13 protein-coding genes and 1 pseudogene are annotated in these 14,630 nt (G+C 72.5%); 7 read left to right on the top strand and 7 right to left on the bottom strand.

Annotated features, from left to right (window positions below):
• Positions 1-2 precede the first annotated feature (2 nt).
• Positions 3-1,220, top strand: a complete 1,218-nt coding sequence (locus AB0J86_RS03330) for a class I SAM-dependent methyltransferase (protein WP_363853017.1) — start codon at positions 3-5, stop codon at positions 1,218-1,220.
• Between the two features lie 105 nt (positions 1,221-1,325).
• Here the strand turns inward: AB0J86_RS03330 and AB0J86_RS03325 are convergent, their stop codons facing one another.
• From AB0J86_RS03325 to rfbC, 3 genes are read right to left on the bottom strand one after another with little or no spacing between them, the layout of a single operon-like run.
• Positions 1,326-2,255 (bottom strand): NAD(P)-dependent oxidoreductase, encoded by a 930-nt coding sequence (locus AB0J86_RS03325; RefSeq protein WP_363851784.1) that lies wholly within the window; start codon positions 2,253-2,255, stop codon positions 1,326-1,328.
• Positions 2,252-3,367 (bottom strand): DegT/DnrJ/EryC1/StrS family aminotransferase, encoded by a 1,116-nt coding sequence (locus AB0J86_RS03320; protein ID WP_363851781.1) that lies wholly within the window; start codon positions 3,365-3,367, stop codon positions 2,252-2,254. Before AB0J86_RS03320 ends, AB0J86_RS03325 begins: the two co-directional genes overlap by 4 nt.
• Complete coding sequence (gene rfbC / locus AB0J86_RS03315) at positions 3,364-4,032, bottom strand: dTDP-4-dehydrorhamnose 3,5-epimerase (RefSeq protein ID WP_363851779.1); 669 nt, start codon at positions 4,030-4,032, stop codon at positions 3,364-3,366. The genes AB0J86_RS03320 and rfbC overlap by 4 nt, the downstream gene beginning before the upstream one ends.
• A 216-nt stretch (positions 4,033-4,248) precedes the next feature.
• Between rfbC and AB0J86_RS03310 the strand changes: the two genes are divergently transcribed.
• Positions 4,249-5,727, top strand: coding sequence for an NDP-hexose 2,3-dehydratase family protein (locus AB0J86_RS03310; protein WP_363851776.1), 1,479 nt, complete (start codon positions 4,249-4,251; stop codon positions 5,725-5,727).
• A 130-nt stretch (positions 5,728-5,857) separates the two neighbouring features.
• On the opposite strand, the gene AB0J86_RS03305 is transcribed toward AB0J86_RS03310, so the two are convergent.
• The 3 genes and pseudogenes from AB0J86_RS03305 to AB0J86_RS03295 form a co-directional block, all read right to left on the bottom strand.
• Entirely contained in the window at positions 5,858-7,150 is a 1,293-nt protein-coding gene (locus AB0J86_RS03305; protein ID WP_363851773.1) for an activator-dependent family glycosyltransferase, read from the bottom strand.
• Complete coding sequence (locus AB0J86_RS03300) at positions 7,147-8,316, bottom strand: P450-derived glycosyltransferase activator (RefSeq protein ID WP_363851771.1); 1,170 nt, start codon at positions 8,314-8,316, stop codon at positions 7,147-7,149. The genes AB0J86_RS03305 and AB0J86_RS03300 overlap by 4 nt, the downstream gene beginning before the upstream one ends.
• 89 nt (positions 8,317-8,405) lie before the next feature.
• Positions 8,406-8,558, bottom strand: a pseudogene (locus tag AB0J86_RS03295) (sugar phosphate nucleotidyltransferase); the annotation flags it as partial.
• 197 nt (positions 8,559-8,755) lie between these two features.
• Here AB0J86_RS03295 and AB0J86_RS03290 point away from each other — a divergent pair.
• From AB0J86_RS03290 to AB0J86_RS03275, 4 genes are all read left to right on the top strand, one after another.
• On the top strand, positions 8,756-9,865 hold the full coding sequence (locus AB0J86_RS03290; RefSeq protein WP_363851768.1) for a DegT/DnrJ/EryC1/StrS family aminotransferase: 1,110 nt from the start codon (positions 8,756-8,758) through the stop codon (positions 9,863-9,865).
• A 41-nt stretch (positions 9,866-9,906) separates the two neighbouring features.
• The gene (locus AB0J86_RS03285; RefSeq protein WP_363851765.1) at positions 9,907-10,746 is read left to right on the top strand and encodes an AraC family transcriptional regulator; all 840 of its coding nucleotides are present in this window, start codon (positions 9,907-9,909) and stop codon (positions 10,744-10,746) included.
• A 97-nt stretch (positions 10,747-10,843) separates the two neighbouring features.
• On the top strand, positions 10,844-11,680 hold the full coding sequence (locus AB0J86_RS03280; RefSeq protein ID WP_363851762.1) for an AzlC family ABC transporter permease: 837 nt from the start codon (positions 10,844-10,846) through the stop codon (positions 11,678-11,680).
• On the top strand, positions 11,677-11,982 hold the full coding sequence (locus AB0J86_RS03275; RefSeq protein WP_363851759.1) for an AzlD domain-containing protein: 306 nt from the start codon (positions 11,677-11,679) through the stop codon (positions 11,980-11,982). Before AB0J86_RS03280 ends, AB0J86_RS03275 begins: the two co-directional genes overlap by 4 nt.
• A 112-nt stretch (positions 11,983-12,094) precedes the next feature.
• On the opposite strand, the gene AB0J86_RS03270 is transcribed toward AB0J86_RS03275, so the two are convergent.
• Complete coding sequence (locus tag AB0J86_RS03270; RefSeq protein ID WP_363851756.1) at positions 12,095-13,111, bottom strand: hypothetical protein; 1,017 nt, start codon at positions 13,109-13,111, stop codon at positions 12,095-12,097.
• Between the two features lie 120 nt (positions 13,112-13,231).
• On the opposite strand from AB0J86_RS03270, the gene AB0J86_RS03265 reads away from it, so the two are divergent.
• On the top strand, positions 13,232-14,557 hold the full coding sequence (locus AB0J86_RS03265; protein WP_363851753.1) for a hemolysin family protein: 1,326 nt from the start codon (positions 13,232-13,234) through the stop codon (positions 14,555-14,557).
• Positions 14,558-14,630 lie beyond the last annotated feature (73 nt).

Here is a 14,630-nt window from a genome sequence, read left to right as displayed (position 1 = left end):
GAATTCCCGTGTGTCGTATCTGCGGTGGCAATCTGCACGAGTTCTTCGACTTCGGTCGCCAACCCCTCTCCGACGCCTTTCCACGACCACACGAGACCGACGACGAGTTCTTCTTCCGTCTCGCGGTGGGGGTCTGCGAGTCGTGTTCCATGGTGCAGCTCGTGGAGGAGGTCCCCCGGGACCGGATGTTCCACCACGACTACCCGTACCACTCGTCCGGCTCGACCGTCATGCGTAGCCACTTCGAGCGGACGGCGCAGCGGTTCCTCGAGCGCGAGCTGACCGGCCCGGAGAGCTTCGCCGTCGAGCTGGGCTGCAACGACGGGGTCATGCTCAGGAACATCGGCAAGGCGGGCGTCCGGCATCTCGGGGTCGAGCCCTCGGGCGGCGTGGCGCAGTTGGCACGGGACAACGGCGTACGGGTCCGGGTCGACTTCTTCGAGGAGGCGACCGCGGCCGACATCCGCTCGACCGAGGGGCAGGCGGACGTCATCTACGCGGCGAACACCATTTGCCACATCCCGTACCTCGACTCGATCTTCCGCGGCGTGGACGTGCTGCTGAAGCCGGGCGGGGTCTTCGTGTTCGAGGACCCGTACCTCGGTGACATCCTCGAACGGCACTCCTTCGACCAGATCTACGACGAGCACTTCTACTTCTTCACGGCCACTTCGGTGCGGGCCGTCGCGCGGCGGTTCGGGTTCGAGCTGGTCGACGTGGAGCGGCTCCCGGTGCACGGGGGAGAGGTGCGGTACTGGCTGGCCCGGCGCGGCCAGCGCGGGCCCACGCCGGCGGTCGACGCGCTGCTGGCCGAGGAGCGCGCCCGCGACCTCGGCAACCCGGCGGCCTTCGCCGACTTCGCCCGGCACGTGCGGAAGATCCGTACCGACCTGACGGAGCTGCTGCGTACACTGCGGGCGGAGGGCAAGCGGGTGGTGGGGTACGGCGCCACCGCGAAGAGCGCCACGGTGACCAACTACTGCGGGATCGACCGCGACCTGGTCTCCGTCGTCTACGACACCACCCCGGCCAAGCAGGGGCGGTTGATGCCGGGCTCGCACATCCCGGTCCGGCCGGGGGAGGAGTTCGCCGCCGCCCGCCCGGACTACGCGGTGCTCTTCGCCTGGAACCACGCCGACGAGATCATCGCGAGGGAGCGGTCGTTCCGGGACGCCGGCGGTAAGTGGATCATGTACGTGCCCCGGGTGCGGGTCATCTGAACCCGGCGGCCAGCGGTCCGGTCGGCGTGCCAGCGACCTGGCACGCCGAGCACCGCGCCGACGGGTCCGGGCGGGCGGTCGGGGCGCGGCACCGGCGGGTACCGCTCAGCGCGCATCCACCATCGCCCGGATCGAGTCGGCCAGGCTCACCCGGGGCGACCAGCCGAGAAGCCTCCGGGCGCGCCGGATGTCGACCCGGGTCCAGTCCCCGCCCCGGCTCGCCACCGGGCCGTACGCCTTCCGGACCCGCCCGGCCGGAAAGCCCACGGCCCGGATCAGCAGGTCGACCAGTTCCTCGATGTGCACGGCGACCCCGCGTCCCAGGTTGACGGCCTGGCCGGTGGCGGTGGACTCGGCGGCCCGCACCACCGCCTCCGCGACGTCGCGTACGTCGACGAAGTCCCGTCGGGCCGTACCGATGCTGATCGGGACACACTCGTCCGTGCCGCCCGCGGCGCGGAGCCGCTCCAGCAGCGCCGCGAGGAACGTCTCCCGCGGCGGGTACGGGCCGCACATGTTCGCCGGGCGGAGCACCAGCCCGGTCGCCCGCCCGGCCCGGGTGGCGGCCAGCACGGCCTCCGAGCCGACCAGTTTGGTGCGGGCGTACGCGTTCGTGGGGTTGGTCGGCGTCGTCTCGTCGATCAACGCGCCCGCGGGTACCGTGCCGTACTCGTGGATGGAGCCGATCTGCACCAGCCGTGGCGTACCGGAGCCGAGCGCGATCGCCCTCAGCAACTGCGCCACCAGCCCCTCGTGCGCGCGCCGCATGTCCCGCTCGTCGGGCCCCCACTGGCCGGCCGCGTTGACCACCACCTCCACCCGCCGGGACCGGAAGAGGTCGGCGAGTTGGCACGGCGTGGCGGCGACGAGATCGAGCGGCACGAACGGGTGCTCCGCGACGTGCGGTGCGTGCCGCCGGGCGACGGCCAGCACCCGGTGACCCCTCCGGGCGAGGATCCGGCACACCTGCCGGCCGACGCTGCCGGTCGCGCCCAGCACGGCGACGTGCAGGCCGGTCGCCGCGCCGGTGGTCACCAGCCGGCCCTGATCACGTCGGCGACGTGCTGCCGGTCCCGCTCGGAGAGCCACCAGCCGACCGGAATGCAGATCAGTTCCTCCGCCACCCGGTCCATGCCGGGCAGGAGTGCGCGGTACTGCCGCACGCAGGGGTGCCGGTCGTTGCGCTCGTGCACCTGGCTGACCGCGATGCCGGCCTCGTCCATCCGCTTGACGAAGGCGTTGCGGTTCTGCACCCGCAGCGGGTAGACCCAGTACGACGGCGAGTGGTGCTCGCTCCGCCGGATGATCTCCAGTCCGGGGGCTCCCGCCAGCGCCCGGTCGTAGAAGGCCGCGTTCGCGCGGTGCCGTGCCACGATCTCGTCCACCCGCGCCAGGTTGGCCAGCCCGATGGCGGCGTTCACGTCGTTCATGTGGAACTTGTAGCCCCACTCGTCCACCTCGGGCGCCTTGCGCAGCCGGTCGGCCTCCCGGTCGATGCCGAACCAGCGCAGCAGCCGGGCGCGGCGGTGCCAGCCGTCCTCGGGCAGCACCAGCAGGCCGCCGTCCACACAGGTGAGGTGTTTGATCGCCTGGAAGCTGAAGACCGAGATGTTGCCGTGGTTGCCAAGCGGGACGCCCTGGTACGTGGCACCCCAGGCGTGCGCGCAGTCCTCGATCACGACGGGCCGTACCCCGTACGCCGCCTCCGCGTCGTCGAGGATCCGGCTGAGGCGGGCGAGGTCCACCGGGAAGCCGGCGAAGTGCACGATCATGATGGCTCGGGTGGCCGGCGTGATCTTTCGGGCCAGGTCGTCGAGGTCCACGTTGAGGGTCTGCGGGTCGACGTCCACCCAGCGGATCGGCAGCCGGTTGGCGAGCACCGCGAAGTTGGTGGCCTCGAACGTCAGGGGCGTCGACAGCACCTCCCCGGGCGCCTGTCCCGGTTCGTCGGTCACCAGGCGCAGCGCCAGGTGCAGTCCGGCCGTCGCGCTGTTGACGGTCACCACCCGGTGGTTGCCGAGGCGCTCGGCCAGCGCCTGCTCGAACCGCTTCACCAGGGGACCCTGGCCCACGCTGCCGCTGGCGAGTACGTCGGCGACCGCACCGGCGGCGGACTCCGACATCGCCACCTTGAACAGGGGTATCACCGGTAACCTCCGGGCTGGGCGAGGTTGAGTGGCGCGGCGGCCGGGTTCCGCCCCTGGAGCGGGTCACCGGCGCGCAGCCTGTCGACGAACTCCCGGCACTCGACGTAGCTGGGCAGCGTGCCGAGACGGAGCGCCTCCTGCAGGCTCGGAGCCGTGCGGTCCTTCTCCGACAGGATCACGTCGTGGCGGTCCGGCCACGGCAGGGCGAGCTCGGGGTCGAGGGGATGCACGCGGATCTCGCCCGGGGGGTCGTAGGTGCTCGAACAGAGATAGATGACGGTCGCCTCGGCGGAGATCGGGGAGAAGCCGTGCGAGAGGCCCTCGGCGAGGTACAGCGCGTGCCGTGACTCGCCGTCCAGCCGGACCGGTACGTGCTCGCCGAAGGTGGGTGACCCGATCCGCAGGTCGACGACGATGTCCACGATCGCGCCCTGTACGCAGGTGATGTAGCGGGCCTGACCCGGCGGCAGCACGGTACTGTGCAGCCCGCGTACCGTACCTTTCCGGGAGATCGAACAATTGACCTGGTTGACGACGAGCGGATAGCCGACGGTGTCCTGGAAGGCCGGCTGGCTGAAGGATTCCAGGAAGGCCCCGCGGGAGTCTGGGAAGATCCTCGGTCGGATCAGGTAGGCGTCCGCCACCTTGAGTTGTTTGATCTCCATGGTGACACCATTCCGTTTCCCGCTAGGGCTGAGCTTGAAACGGGGTAGAGAAATGCTCGCCATCAATGTGTCCGGAATTCGGCCGCGTGCCGGAAGGTATCTGATTCACGCGGCCCGCCAAGGCTCGCTTGAATATCGGCCGCAATTCGGTGGAGAACGGTTCAAGTGGCAGTTTTCTATGTGTACGATGCAAGCCATGCAGGCAGGAGAGCCCTCATGACGGATCACGTCGCGGTCCGTCGCGTGACATTGTCGAGGCATGAAAGATCCGTACCGGAGAGAATTGCAGAGTCCGTACTGTCCGGCGCCGGCCGGGGTTCGGACCCGGAGGAATTCGGCCGGTGGCTGACGGGTCTCGGCCGGCACATGTACACCCGGGCGGGACGGGTGCCGCTGGACGAGCTGGCCGGCTGGCGCGTGGACCGGACGACCGGGAACGTGGCGCACCGCAGCGGCAAGTTCTTCACCGTCGAGGGGCTGGAGGTCCACATGCCCCAGGCCAAGGTGCCGCGGTGGGATCAGCCGATCATCAACCAACCAGAGGTCGGCATCCTCGGCATCCTGGTGAAGAACTTCGACGGCGTACTGCACTGTCTGATGCAGGCCAAGGCGGAGCCGGGAAACTGCAACGGGCTGCAGCTTTCTCCCACCGTGCAGGCGACCCGGAGCAACTACACCAGGGTGCACAGCGGCAAGTCCGTGCCGTACCTGGACTTCTTTCGCACGAGCGCTCCGCACCGCGTCCTGGTGGACGTGCGGCAGTCGGAACAGGGCTCCTGGTTCTACCGCAAACGCAACCGCAACATGGTCATCGAGACCACCGACGAGGTGCCGCTGGAGGACGGATTCTGCTGGTTGACGCTGGGGGAGGTGCATCGCCTGCTGGCGGTGGACAACCTGGTCAACGTCGACGCGCGCACCGTCCTCTCCTGCCTGCCCTTCGCCGGCGCCGCGGCCGGTACCGCGTACGGCCCGCCGCGCGACGCCTTCCACGCCGCGCTGATCGCCTCCCTCGGTACCGAGCGGAGCGCCCTCCACACGGACGGGCAGATCCTGAGCTGGATCACCGACATCCGCACCCGCACCGACGTGCACGCCCGACGGATACCGCTCAACCGGCTGCGGGGCTGGCGCCACGCCGACGGGCGGATCGCCCACGAGAGCGGCCTCTTCTTCGACGTCATCGGCGTCGACGTGACCGCCGGCGGCCGGGAGGTCGGCCACTGGATGCAGCCGATGATCGAGCCGGTCGGCCAGGGCCTGCTGGCCTTCGTGGTGAAGAACGTCGACGGGGTGCTGCACGTACTCGTGCAGGCCCGGGCGGAACCCGGCCTGGTGGACGTGGTCGAACTCGCCCCCACCGTGCAGTGCACGCTGGCGAACTACCAGCGGCTGCCGGGCTCGGCGTGGCCGAGATTCCTGCCCGAGGTGTTGGGCGCCGAGCCCGACCAGATCAGGTTCGACACCATCCTCTCGGAGGAGGGCGGTCGCTTCTACCACGCCCGCAACCGCTACCTGGTCGTGGAGGCGAAGCCCGGGTTCCGGGGCGAACACCCCGACTTCCGCTGGCTGACCCTGCACCAGCTGGCCGGCCTGCTCCGGCACAGCTACTACCTGAACATTCAGGCCCGCAGCCTGGTCGCCTGCCTGCACAGCCTCTGCGCCGAGGCCGCCCCCGCCGGCCCGGCCGGCTGATCCGAGCCTCCGCGCCCGCCCGCCGTACCTGCGCGCCCGCCCGTTCCGCGGCGCCCGGAGGTGGTGTCCTCCGCCCGCGTGGCGCGGCGCCGCGCCACGCGCTCCTCGGCCCCGCCCGCGACCCGGTGGGTCAGCGCGGCCTGCCCCGGCGCTCGGCGGTCAGCTTCTCCAGGACCGGTACGACCTCGTTGGGGCTCGGGGCGGCCAGCAGCTCGTCGCGCAGCCGCCGGGCGCCCGCGGCGAAGGACTCCTCGCCGACCACGCGGGCCACCCGCTGCCGCAGCGATGCCGGCGTGACGTCGGCGATCGGCTGCCACAGCCCCGCGCCGAGGCGCTCGACCTGTTCGCCCATGAGCGTCGTGTCCGCCCCGAACGAGAGGATCACCTGTGGCACCCCGTGCAGCTCGGCCGTCGCCTTCGTGCCGACGCCACCGTGGTGCACCACCGCGGCGCAGGTCGGCAGAAGATCGTTGAGCGGTACGAAGCCGACCAGGCGGACGTTCGGCGCACCCGTCCGCAGCCGCTCGGCCCGGTCGGCCACGCCGGTCACCACCACCTCGACGTCCAGCTCGGCGAGGGCGCCCAACAGGTCGGCGAGCCTCTCGTCGGTCAACCACTGCGCCACCCACTCGGAGACCCCGAAGGTGAGGCAGATCCGGGGCCGCGCCGCGGGCGTACGGAGCCAGTGGGGGAGCACCGACGGCCCGTTGAACGGGACGTAACGCATCGGCACGGTCGACCGGTCCGCGTCGAGCCGGGTACTGGCCGGCGTCGAGTCGATCGTCCACTGCCCCGTCACCAGCTCCTCGGTGAACGGTTCGGCGCACCCGAGCCGCTCCAGCGTCCAGCCCAGCCACTCGGCGGTGGGGTCGAAACGGTGCTCGACGGGGCGCTTCCCCGTCTGCCGCAAGAACTCCCGGCGTACCCGCATCGTCACGTCCGGGCCGGCGATCATCCGGGCGTGCGCCGCGCCCACGACGGTGGCCGCCACCGCGCCGGCGACCGTGTACGTCTCCCAGACGACCAGGTCCGGCCGCCAGGCGCGGGCGAAGGCGACGAGTTCGTCGAGGACCGAGTCGTTGCCCAGCACGGCGCTGTGTCCCGGTACCGTGACGTGCTCCAGGCACAGCAGCCGCTCCCAGGTCCACTGCGCCGGGTCCCGCCCGGCGAAGTCGAAGGCGCAGAGGTGCGCGAACGCCTCGTCGTGGATCGCGTCGAGCAGGGCCCGTCCGGCCGGGTCGTCGTCGGCCCAGTTCCGGCGCCCGACGGGCACCGCGGTCAGGCCGGTGCCGGTGATGACGTCGACCAGCTCCGGTTCGCTCGCGACCCGTACCTCGTGCCCGGCGGTACGCAGTGCCCAGGCGAGCGGGACGAGCGGGTACCAGTGTGTGCTGTGCGGCAGCGTGGCGAAGAGAACCCTCATGGCAGTCCGATCGATCGGTCCGGCTCTCCGGCGGCGACGGGGAAACGCAGGACGCGCCGGGTCACCGGCGCCCTCAGCTGGCGCAGCAGCGGTCCGTCCGGTCGCAGCTGCGGACGGTGCACGGCCAGCGCGCGTACCAGCCCCTCGGCGACGGCCACGGCGAACGGTTCGACCAGCCGGTGCGGCGGCGCGGGGGAGAGTGGGGCAACGGTCTCCGTCCGGTCGGGGTCGAAGCGGTCCGGCCGCGCGAACGCGTCCGGGTCCCGGTTCGCCGCCGCGATCACCACGACCACCTGGTCGCCCGCCGCCAGCGGCTGGCCGGCGAGTTCGAGGTCCCGCCGCGCCACCAGCGCGTCCAGCTGTACCGGCGGGTCGTAACGCCGGGTCTCGGCCACCACGCGGGCGGCCCGGGTGGGATCGGCCGCGACCCTGGACCACTCACCCGGGCGGTCGAACAGCGCCGCGACGGCGTTCGTCGCCAGTACGGTCGCCATCGGCGCGCCGAGCGCGGCCAGCAGCACGCCGGGCCGCCGGCCGGGTACGGCGCCGAGGTCGCGCAGGGCGCCCAGCATCCGGCGGGTACGGTCGAGCGGTTGCGGACAGACCAGGCTGTCCAGCGCCGGCTCGACGGCCGCACAGTGCTCGGCGAACCGGGCCCGTTCCGCCGCGCCGAGCTCCAGTAGTTCGGCCAGGAGCCCCACGACGGCCGGCCGGAGCACGTCCCGCACCAGGTCGCACCGGGGCGGCCCGGCGTCGAGGAGCCGTCCGCCCGCACGCTCCGCCCACTCGCGGCACCGCGTGGTCGCCGCGTCGTCGAGTACCGGCGCGAGCGACTCGGCGAGCCGGTCGAACTCCTCGTCCGGCGTGCCGATCAGCTCGGGCAGGGTGAGCACCTGCGTCGGCGTGGCGGCCCCGTCGGCCCGGGTGCGGGCGAACCGCGCGTCGTCGAGGAGCGCCGCGCCCGTGGCGTACCGGGTGGTCGTCCATACCCCGGTGCGGCTGCGCGACAGGGGGGCGGCGGTGCGGAGCCGGGCGTACCCGGGCCAGGGGTCCTCGTCGAAGCCCCGGGCGATCGTCGCGTACCCGTCGCCGTCGGCCGCGTACAACCACTGGGCGGCGTGGATCAACTGGATGCGCCGACCCAGCACGGCGGGCGGGGGCGTCACCGGGCCGCCGCCAGTTCGTCGAGGAACAGCGCGACCGGACCGTCGCCGAGCGGCGGTCGGAGCCGCGGGATCGCCGGCGGCGGCGGGCCGACCGGGACATCCCGGATGCCGGCGAGCGCGAGAACCGGGAGCGGGTAGTGGACCATCGGTTTGTCGGGGACGGGTAGGAGCTGTTTGGACACCGCGAGTGTTGTCGGATGGAGTCTGGTTCCGCTCCCGCCCGCGAACAGTATTCCCCTCATCGCGTACCTCCACCTGGATGAATGGATGCTACTGATTGGCCGGAACGCCGAGCAAGGCGATGCGGCGCGAGTTGAGAGCACTTCTAGGGAATTGATAGGTGCCCGCGATAGAACTAACGGGGTGGAGTGGGCAGGTGCGCGATCCCCGACGTGCTGCCTGGTCATCCGGCATCGGGCAACGAGAGGTGGTGCTGTCCTTGACTACTCTTGTGTGGGATTACCTACGGGAATACGAGAACGAGCGCGCCGACATTCACGACGCCGTCGAGAAGGTCTTCCGTTCCGGCAGGCTGATTCTGGGTGAGAGCGTACGCGGTTTCGAGCAGGAGTACGCCGCCTATCACGGGGTGCCGCACTGCGTCTCGGTCGACAACGGCACCAATGCCATCAAGCTCGCCCTGCAGGCGCTCGGGATCGGGCCGGGCGACGAGGTGATCACGGTTTCGAACACCGCGGCGCCGACCGTGGTGGCGATCGACGCGGTGGGCGCGACGCCGGTCTTCGTCGACGTCGACCGCGACACCTACCTGATGGACGTCAGTCAGGTCGCGGACGCGCTCACCGCGCGCACCCGGTGCCTGCTCCCGGTCCACCTCTACGGCCAGTGCGTCGATCTCGCGCCGTTGCGGGAACTCGCCGAGAAGCACGGCCTGGAGGTCGTGGAGGACTGCGCGCAGGCGCACGGGGCCCGCCGGCACGGCCGACTGGCCGGCACCACCGGTCGGGCCGCGGCCTTCTCCTTCTACCCCACGAAGGTCCTCGGTGCGTACGGCGACGGCGGGGCGGTGACGACCGTCGACGAGGAGGTCGCCCGGCGGCTGCGCCAGCTGCGGTACTACGGCATGGAGGAGCGTTACTACGTGACCCGCACCCCGGGCCACAACAGCCGGCTGGACGAGCTGCAGGCGGAGATTCTGCGCCGCAAGCTGCGCCGTCTCGACGCGTACATCGACGCCCGGCGCGCCATCGCCCGGCGCTACGCCGAGGGGCTGGCCGGCACCGAACTCGTCCTCCCGACCGTGCTGCCCGGCAACGAGCATGTCTACTACGTCTACGTCGTCCGGCACCCCCGTCGGGACGAGATCCTGGCCGCGCTGCGGGAGCGCGACATCTCACTCAACATCAGCTATCCGTGGCCGGTACACACCATGACCGGCTTCGCCCACCTGGGCTACCGGACCGGTTCGCTGCCGGTCACCGAGGCGTTGGCCGACGAGATCTTCTCGCTGCCGATGTATCCGAGCCTCGCCGAGGACGTGCAGGACCGGGTGATCGAGGAGCTACGCAAGGTGCTCGCCGCCCAGTAACCCCGGCCGGGGGCGCGGCGGCCGGCCGGTACCGTGGCCCGGTGGTTCGTGACGGGGTCCGGGAACAGGCGCGGCACTGGCGTTTCCCCGACCTGCCCGGGGTGGACCTGCTGCGCGCCCACTACATCCACAAGAACTTCGTCCGGCACACCCACCCCACCTTCGTCATCGCCGGCATCAGCGTGGGCGTCGAGGTGTTCCACCACGGCGGCAGCGAGCAGTACGCGCCCGCGGGCAGCCTCGCCCTGGTCAACCCGGAGGTGTCGCACACCGGACACGCCCTGCGGCCGGAGGGCTGGCGGTACGGCGTGCTGTACCCGACCGTGGAACTGGTCCGGGAGATCGCGGCGGAGACCACCACGATCCGCGGTACGCCGGGCTTCGCCGTGCCCGTCTTCGCGGACCCGTACGCGGTGCGGCTGGTCCACCGCGTCCTGCGCGCGACCGACGAGCGCAACGCGCTCGCGGCAGACACCCTGCTCCGGCTCGTGGTCACCCGGCTGCTGCGGCGCAACGGCGGCGCGCTGCCGCAGCGGGACGTCGCCAGCGCCGGGGCGCGCCTGGCGGCGAGCGCCCGCGCCGTGCTGGAGGACCGGTTGGCCGATCCGCCCTCGCTGCGGCGGCTCGCCGCCGACCTGGGCACCAGCCCGTTCGCGCTGCTGCGCGCCTTCCGCGCCGCGTACGGCCTGCCGCCGCACGCCTGGCTCACCAGCGCCCGGGTGCAGCGGGCGCAGCGGCTGCTGGCGGCGGGCGCCACCCCGGCGGAGGTCGCGCCCGCGGTGGGCTTCACCGACCAGTCCCACCTGAGCCGTCACTTCGCCCGCATCGTGGGCGTACCGCCGGGCGCCTACCGCCGCGAACGGGCCGCCGGCACCGGCTGACCCGCCGCCGGGCGCCGCCGAGACGCGGGTCTCGGCCCGGCCGGCGGCTGCAAGAACGTACAAGACAGGCGCCTCGACCCCGCATAGCGTCGTCGGCGTGACCGAGCAGACCGTACCCGCGCCCGGGGCCTGCGCAGCCGGTCCCGGGGACGCCACCGCGCCCGACCCGCCGGCCCGGCCGGACCTGGCCGTCGTACGGGACGCCCTCGGCGTCGGCGTCGCGGTCGGACTCTCGGGCTTCGCCTTCGGCGTCACCTCGGCCGGCGCCGGCGTCCCGGTGTGGCAGACCTGTCTGCTCAGCCTGCTGGTCTTCACTGGCGCGTCGCAGTTCGCCCTGGTCGGGGCGCTGGCGGCGGGCGGCAACCCGTTCACCGCGGCGGCCGGGGCGTTCTTCCTCGGGGTACGCAACGCCTTCTACGGGCTGCGCCTGTCCCAGCTGCTCCGGCTGCCGCGATGGGTACGCCCGTTCGCCGCGCACTGGGTCATCGACGAGACCACCGCGGTCGCGCTGGCCCAACCGACCCGGCGCGCCGCCCGGCTCGGCTTCGCGGTCACCGGCCTCTCGCTCTACCTGCTCTGGAACCTCACCACGTTCGGCGGCGCCGTCGGGGCCCGCGCGCTGGGCGACACCGACGCCTGGGGGCTGGACGCCGCGGGGCCCGCCGCCTTCCTGGCCCTGCTCGCCCCGATGCTGCGTACCGGGACCGAGCGGGCCGTCGCGGGGGCCGCCGTCGTGCTCGGACTGGGCCTGCTACCGGTCCTGCCGGTCGGCGTACCGGTGCTGGTGGCGGCGCTGGCCGCACCCGTCGCCCTCTGGCTCACCGGGCGCGCCGCCTCCGGCCGCGCCGATGACGCGCGCGCCGGCCGTGACCGCGCCGGCGATCGGCCGCCGGAAGGCCGGGAATCCTCGTCCGGGAAGGAGACACGGCCGTGAACGTCTGGATCGCGATCGCGGTCACGGCGGTCGGCTGTTACCTCGCGAAGCTGCTCGGTCTGCTGGTACCCGACGGGGCCCTGGAACGGCCGGCCGTGCGGCGGCTCGCCGCGTTGCTTCCGGTGGCGCTGCTCGCCGCGCTGACCGCCCAGCAGACCTTCAGCACCGGCGGTCAACTCGTCCTCGACGCCCGCGCCGCCGGGCTGGCGGCGGCCGCCGTGGCCCTGCTGCTCCGCGCGCCGTTCCTGGTCGTGGTGGCGGTCGCCGTGGCGGCCACCGCCGCCGTCCGCGCCCTGGCCTGAGCCGAAGCCACCGACCCTGGACGGGTAGGTCCGACGCCGGTTCCCGGCCGCGGCACCGGCCAGCCCGCGACCAGGTCTCTGATCGCCCACGACCCCGGACCGGACCTGGGACCTACTCGTCGAGGCTCAGGCCGTACATCTTGGGGTAGAACCGCTCCGGCCGCCACAGGAACTCGACGATCGCCTTGTCGGGCCGGGCGGTGCCCGCGGCGAGCGCGGTCTCGACGATCAGATCCGCCAACCGGTCGCCCTCGACCATGCCCGGGCCGCCACCGCTCGCGTACCAGTCGGGAAGCCGGCCCAGAATGAACGGCCGCCAGCCGAGCGTGTGGTCCGGCTCGCCCTCGGCGGGCTGCCAGCCCAGCGCGGCCGGTTCGGGGACCAGGTCGAGGGTTCCGTAGACCACGAGGCGGTCCCGGGAGAGGACGTCGACGAACGCGGTGGTGCCGGTGGTCGGACCGAGGAACAGCCGGAAACTCACGGTCGTACCGAGCGCCGCGGTGACGGTCGGCAGGTCGGTGAGCATGCGGGCGAGCTGGTCCCGCAGGATCTCCCAGTCGTCGACCAGCCAGCCGCCGGGCAGGTCGAGGCCGCTGTTGGCTCCGCCACGGGCCAGGAAGAAGCCGCTGGCCCGGTGCGGTGTCGTCGAGACGAACCGCTCGTAGCGGCGTTCCTCGACCACCTTGCGCGGCTGGAGCGCGATCGCGACCAGTGCACCCTCGAATCGCAGGTCCAACAGGCGGTCCTCGCGTCGCCACTGGCGGAACGGGGTGCCCCACGGCGATCGCGGCTCGAACCAGTCGTCGACCGCGATGGACTGCCCCAGCGCGGTCGACTCGCCCAGCGCCTCCGGCTTGTGCAGCCTGAGGCCGCCGCGTCGGAACGCGTCGCTCGCTTCTGCCGCCGAGGCGTGCGGCCCGCTGAGCGGGATCGACAGTCCGATGTAGCGGTCGCCGTCGGGCGCTCGGCGCAGTACCCCGTCACCGGTGGGCAACCCGGTGCGGACGACCACCGCGTCACCGTCGCCGTCGAGCGTCCAGTCCCGAGTGGCGCACATCGCCTCGACGTCCGGCCGCGTCCACTGTCCGGGCTCCGCGTCGTGCAGAAGCCACCGTGCGATATCGATCATCGGGAGATCCTAGGGGTACCGGCCGACCGCCTCGGGTCCGCGTCGTGCCGCGACGCCCACCCGAGGGGCGTACCGACTAGGTTTGGGGCCCGAGCAGGATCCGGCACGGAAGGCGTGACAGTGGGCGGGTACGGCTTACAGGTAGGGCTGGTCGCGGTGCTGGTACTGGTCAACGCGGTCTTCTCGGGCAGCGAGATGGCCCTGGTCTCGCTGCGCGAGAGCCAGTTGCAGCGACTGGAGCGGACCTCGCGCGGCGGGCGCGTGCTGGCCCGGCTGGCCCGTGACCCGAACCGCTTCCTGGCCACCATCCAGATCGGCATCACCCTGGCCGGGTTCCTGGCCTCGGCCGCCGCCGCGGTGTCGCTGGCCGCCCCGCTGGTACCGCTGCTCGGCTTCCTCGGCTCGGCCGCCGACCCGGTCTCCATCATCGTCGTGACGATTCTGCTGACCTTCTTCACGCTGGTCTTCGGCGAGCTGGCCCCGAAGCGGGTCGCCATGCAGCGGGCCGAGGGCTGGGCGCTGCTGGTGGCGCGGCCGCTCGACCTGCTCTCGTCGTTCTCCCGGCCCGCGGTCTGGCTGCTCGGCGGCGCGACGAACCTGGTCGTACGGCTGACCGGCGCCGACCCCGACGGCGGCCGGGAGGAGGTCAGCGCGGAGGAGTTGCGCGAGATGGTCGCCGCGCAGCGGGGGCTGACCGCCGAGCACCGTACGATCATCAGCGGCGCCTTCGAGGTCGCCGACCGGATCCTGCGCGAGGTCCTGGTGCCGCGCGGACAGGTCACCGCGCTCCGCGCCGAACTGCCGACGGCCGAGGGGCTGCGCCTGCTCGCCGAGTCGGGTCACAGCCGGGCACCGGTCGTCACCTCCGGCGGGCTGGACGACGTGATCGGCGTGGTGCACCTGCGCGACCTGCTCGACGGCACCGGTACCGTCGCCGACCACGCCTCCCCGGCGCTGTTCCTGCCGGAGACCCTCGGCGTCACCGACGCGATGCGCCAGCTGCGCCAGGAGCGCCAGCAGCTCGCGCTCGTGGTCGACGAGCGCGGCGCCAACGACGGCATCGTCACGATGGAGGACCTGGTCGAGGAGATCGTCGGCGAGATCTACGACGAGACCGACCGGGACGTCCAGGCCGTGGTACGGGAGGCCGGCGGCGCGCTGCTCGTGCCCGGTACGTTCCCGATCCACGACCTGCCCGACATCGGGCTGGACCTGGACGAACCGGACGGCGGCGACTACACCACCGTCGCGGGGCTGCTGCTGGCCCGCCTCGGGCACATCCCCACCGGGCCCGGCGAGACCGTCGAGCTGCCCACCTTCGCGGCGCAGGTCGTCGAGGTCACGGGGCACGCCATCACCAAGGTGCGGCTGCGCCCGCGGATGCCCGAGCCGGGCGAGGACGAGGACGGCGAACAGCCCGTCGAGGTGGCCGGCCAGCGGCCGTAGCGGGCCGGTCCGGCGGCGGCCGTAGCCGGCCCCGGCGACGGCGTCCGGTCCGCCGTTTCGCGACATCCCGACC

Origin of the sequence: Micromonospora sp. NPDC049559 (genome assembly GCF_040676675.1) — a bacterium.
GTDB lineage: Bacteria > Actinomycetota > Actinomycetes > Mycobacteriales > Micromonosporaceae > JBFAPK01.
The sequence above is the reverse complement of the archived record's forward strand: the minus strand, read 5'-3'. Positions and strand labels throughout refer to the sequence as shown.

Bases quoted from the DNA above. Each gene is read 5' to 3' on its own strand.
- rfbC (WP_363851779.1), bottom strand. From the start codon at position 4,032: ATGGAGATCAAACAACTCAAGGTGGCGGACGCCTACCTGATCCGACCG.
- AB0J86_RS03310 (WP_363851776.1), top strand. From the start codon at position 4,249: ATGACGGATCACGTCGCGGTCCGTCGCGTGACATTGTCGAGGCATGAA.
- AB0J86_RS03305 (WP_363851773.1), bottom strand. From the start codon at position 7,150: ATGAGGGTTCTCTTCGCCACGCTGCCGCACAGCACACACTGGTACCCG.
- AB0J86_RS03270 (WP_363851756.1), bottom strand. From the start codon at position 13,111: ATGATCGATATCGCACGGTGGCTTCTGCACGACGCGGAGCCCGGACAG.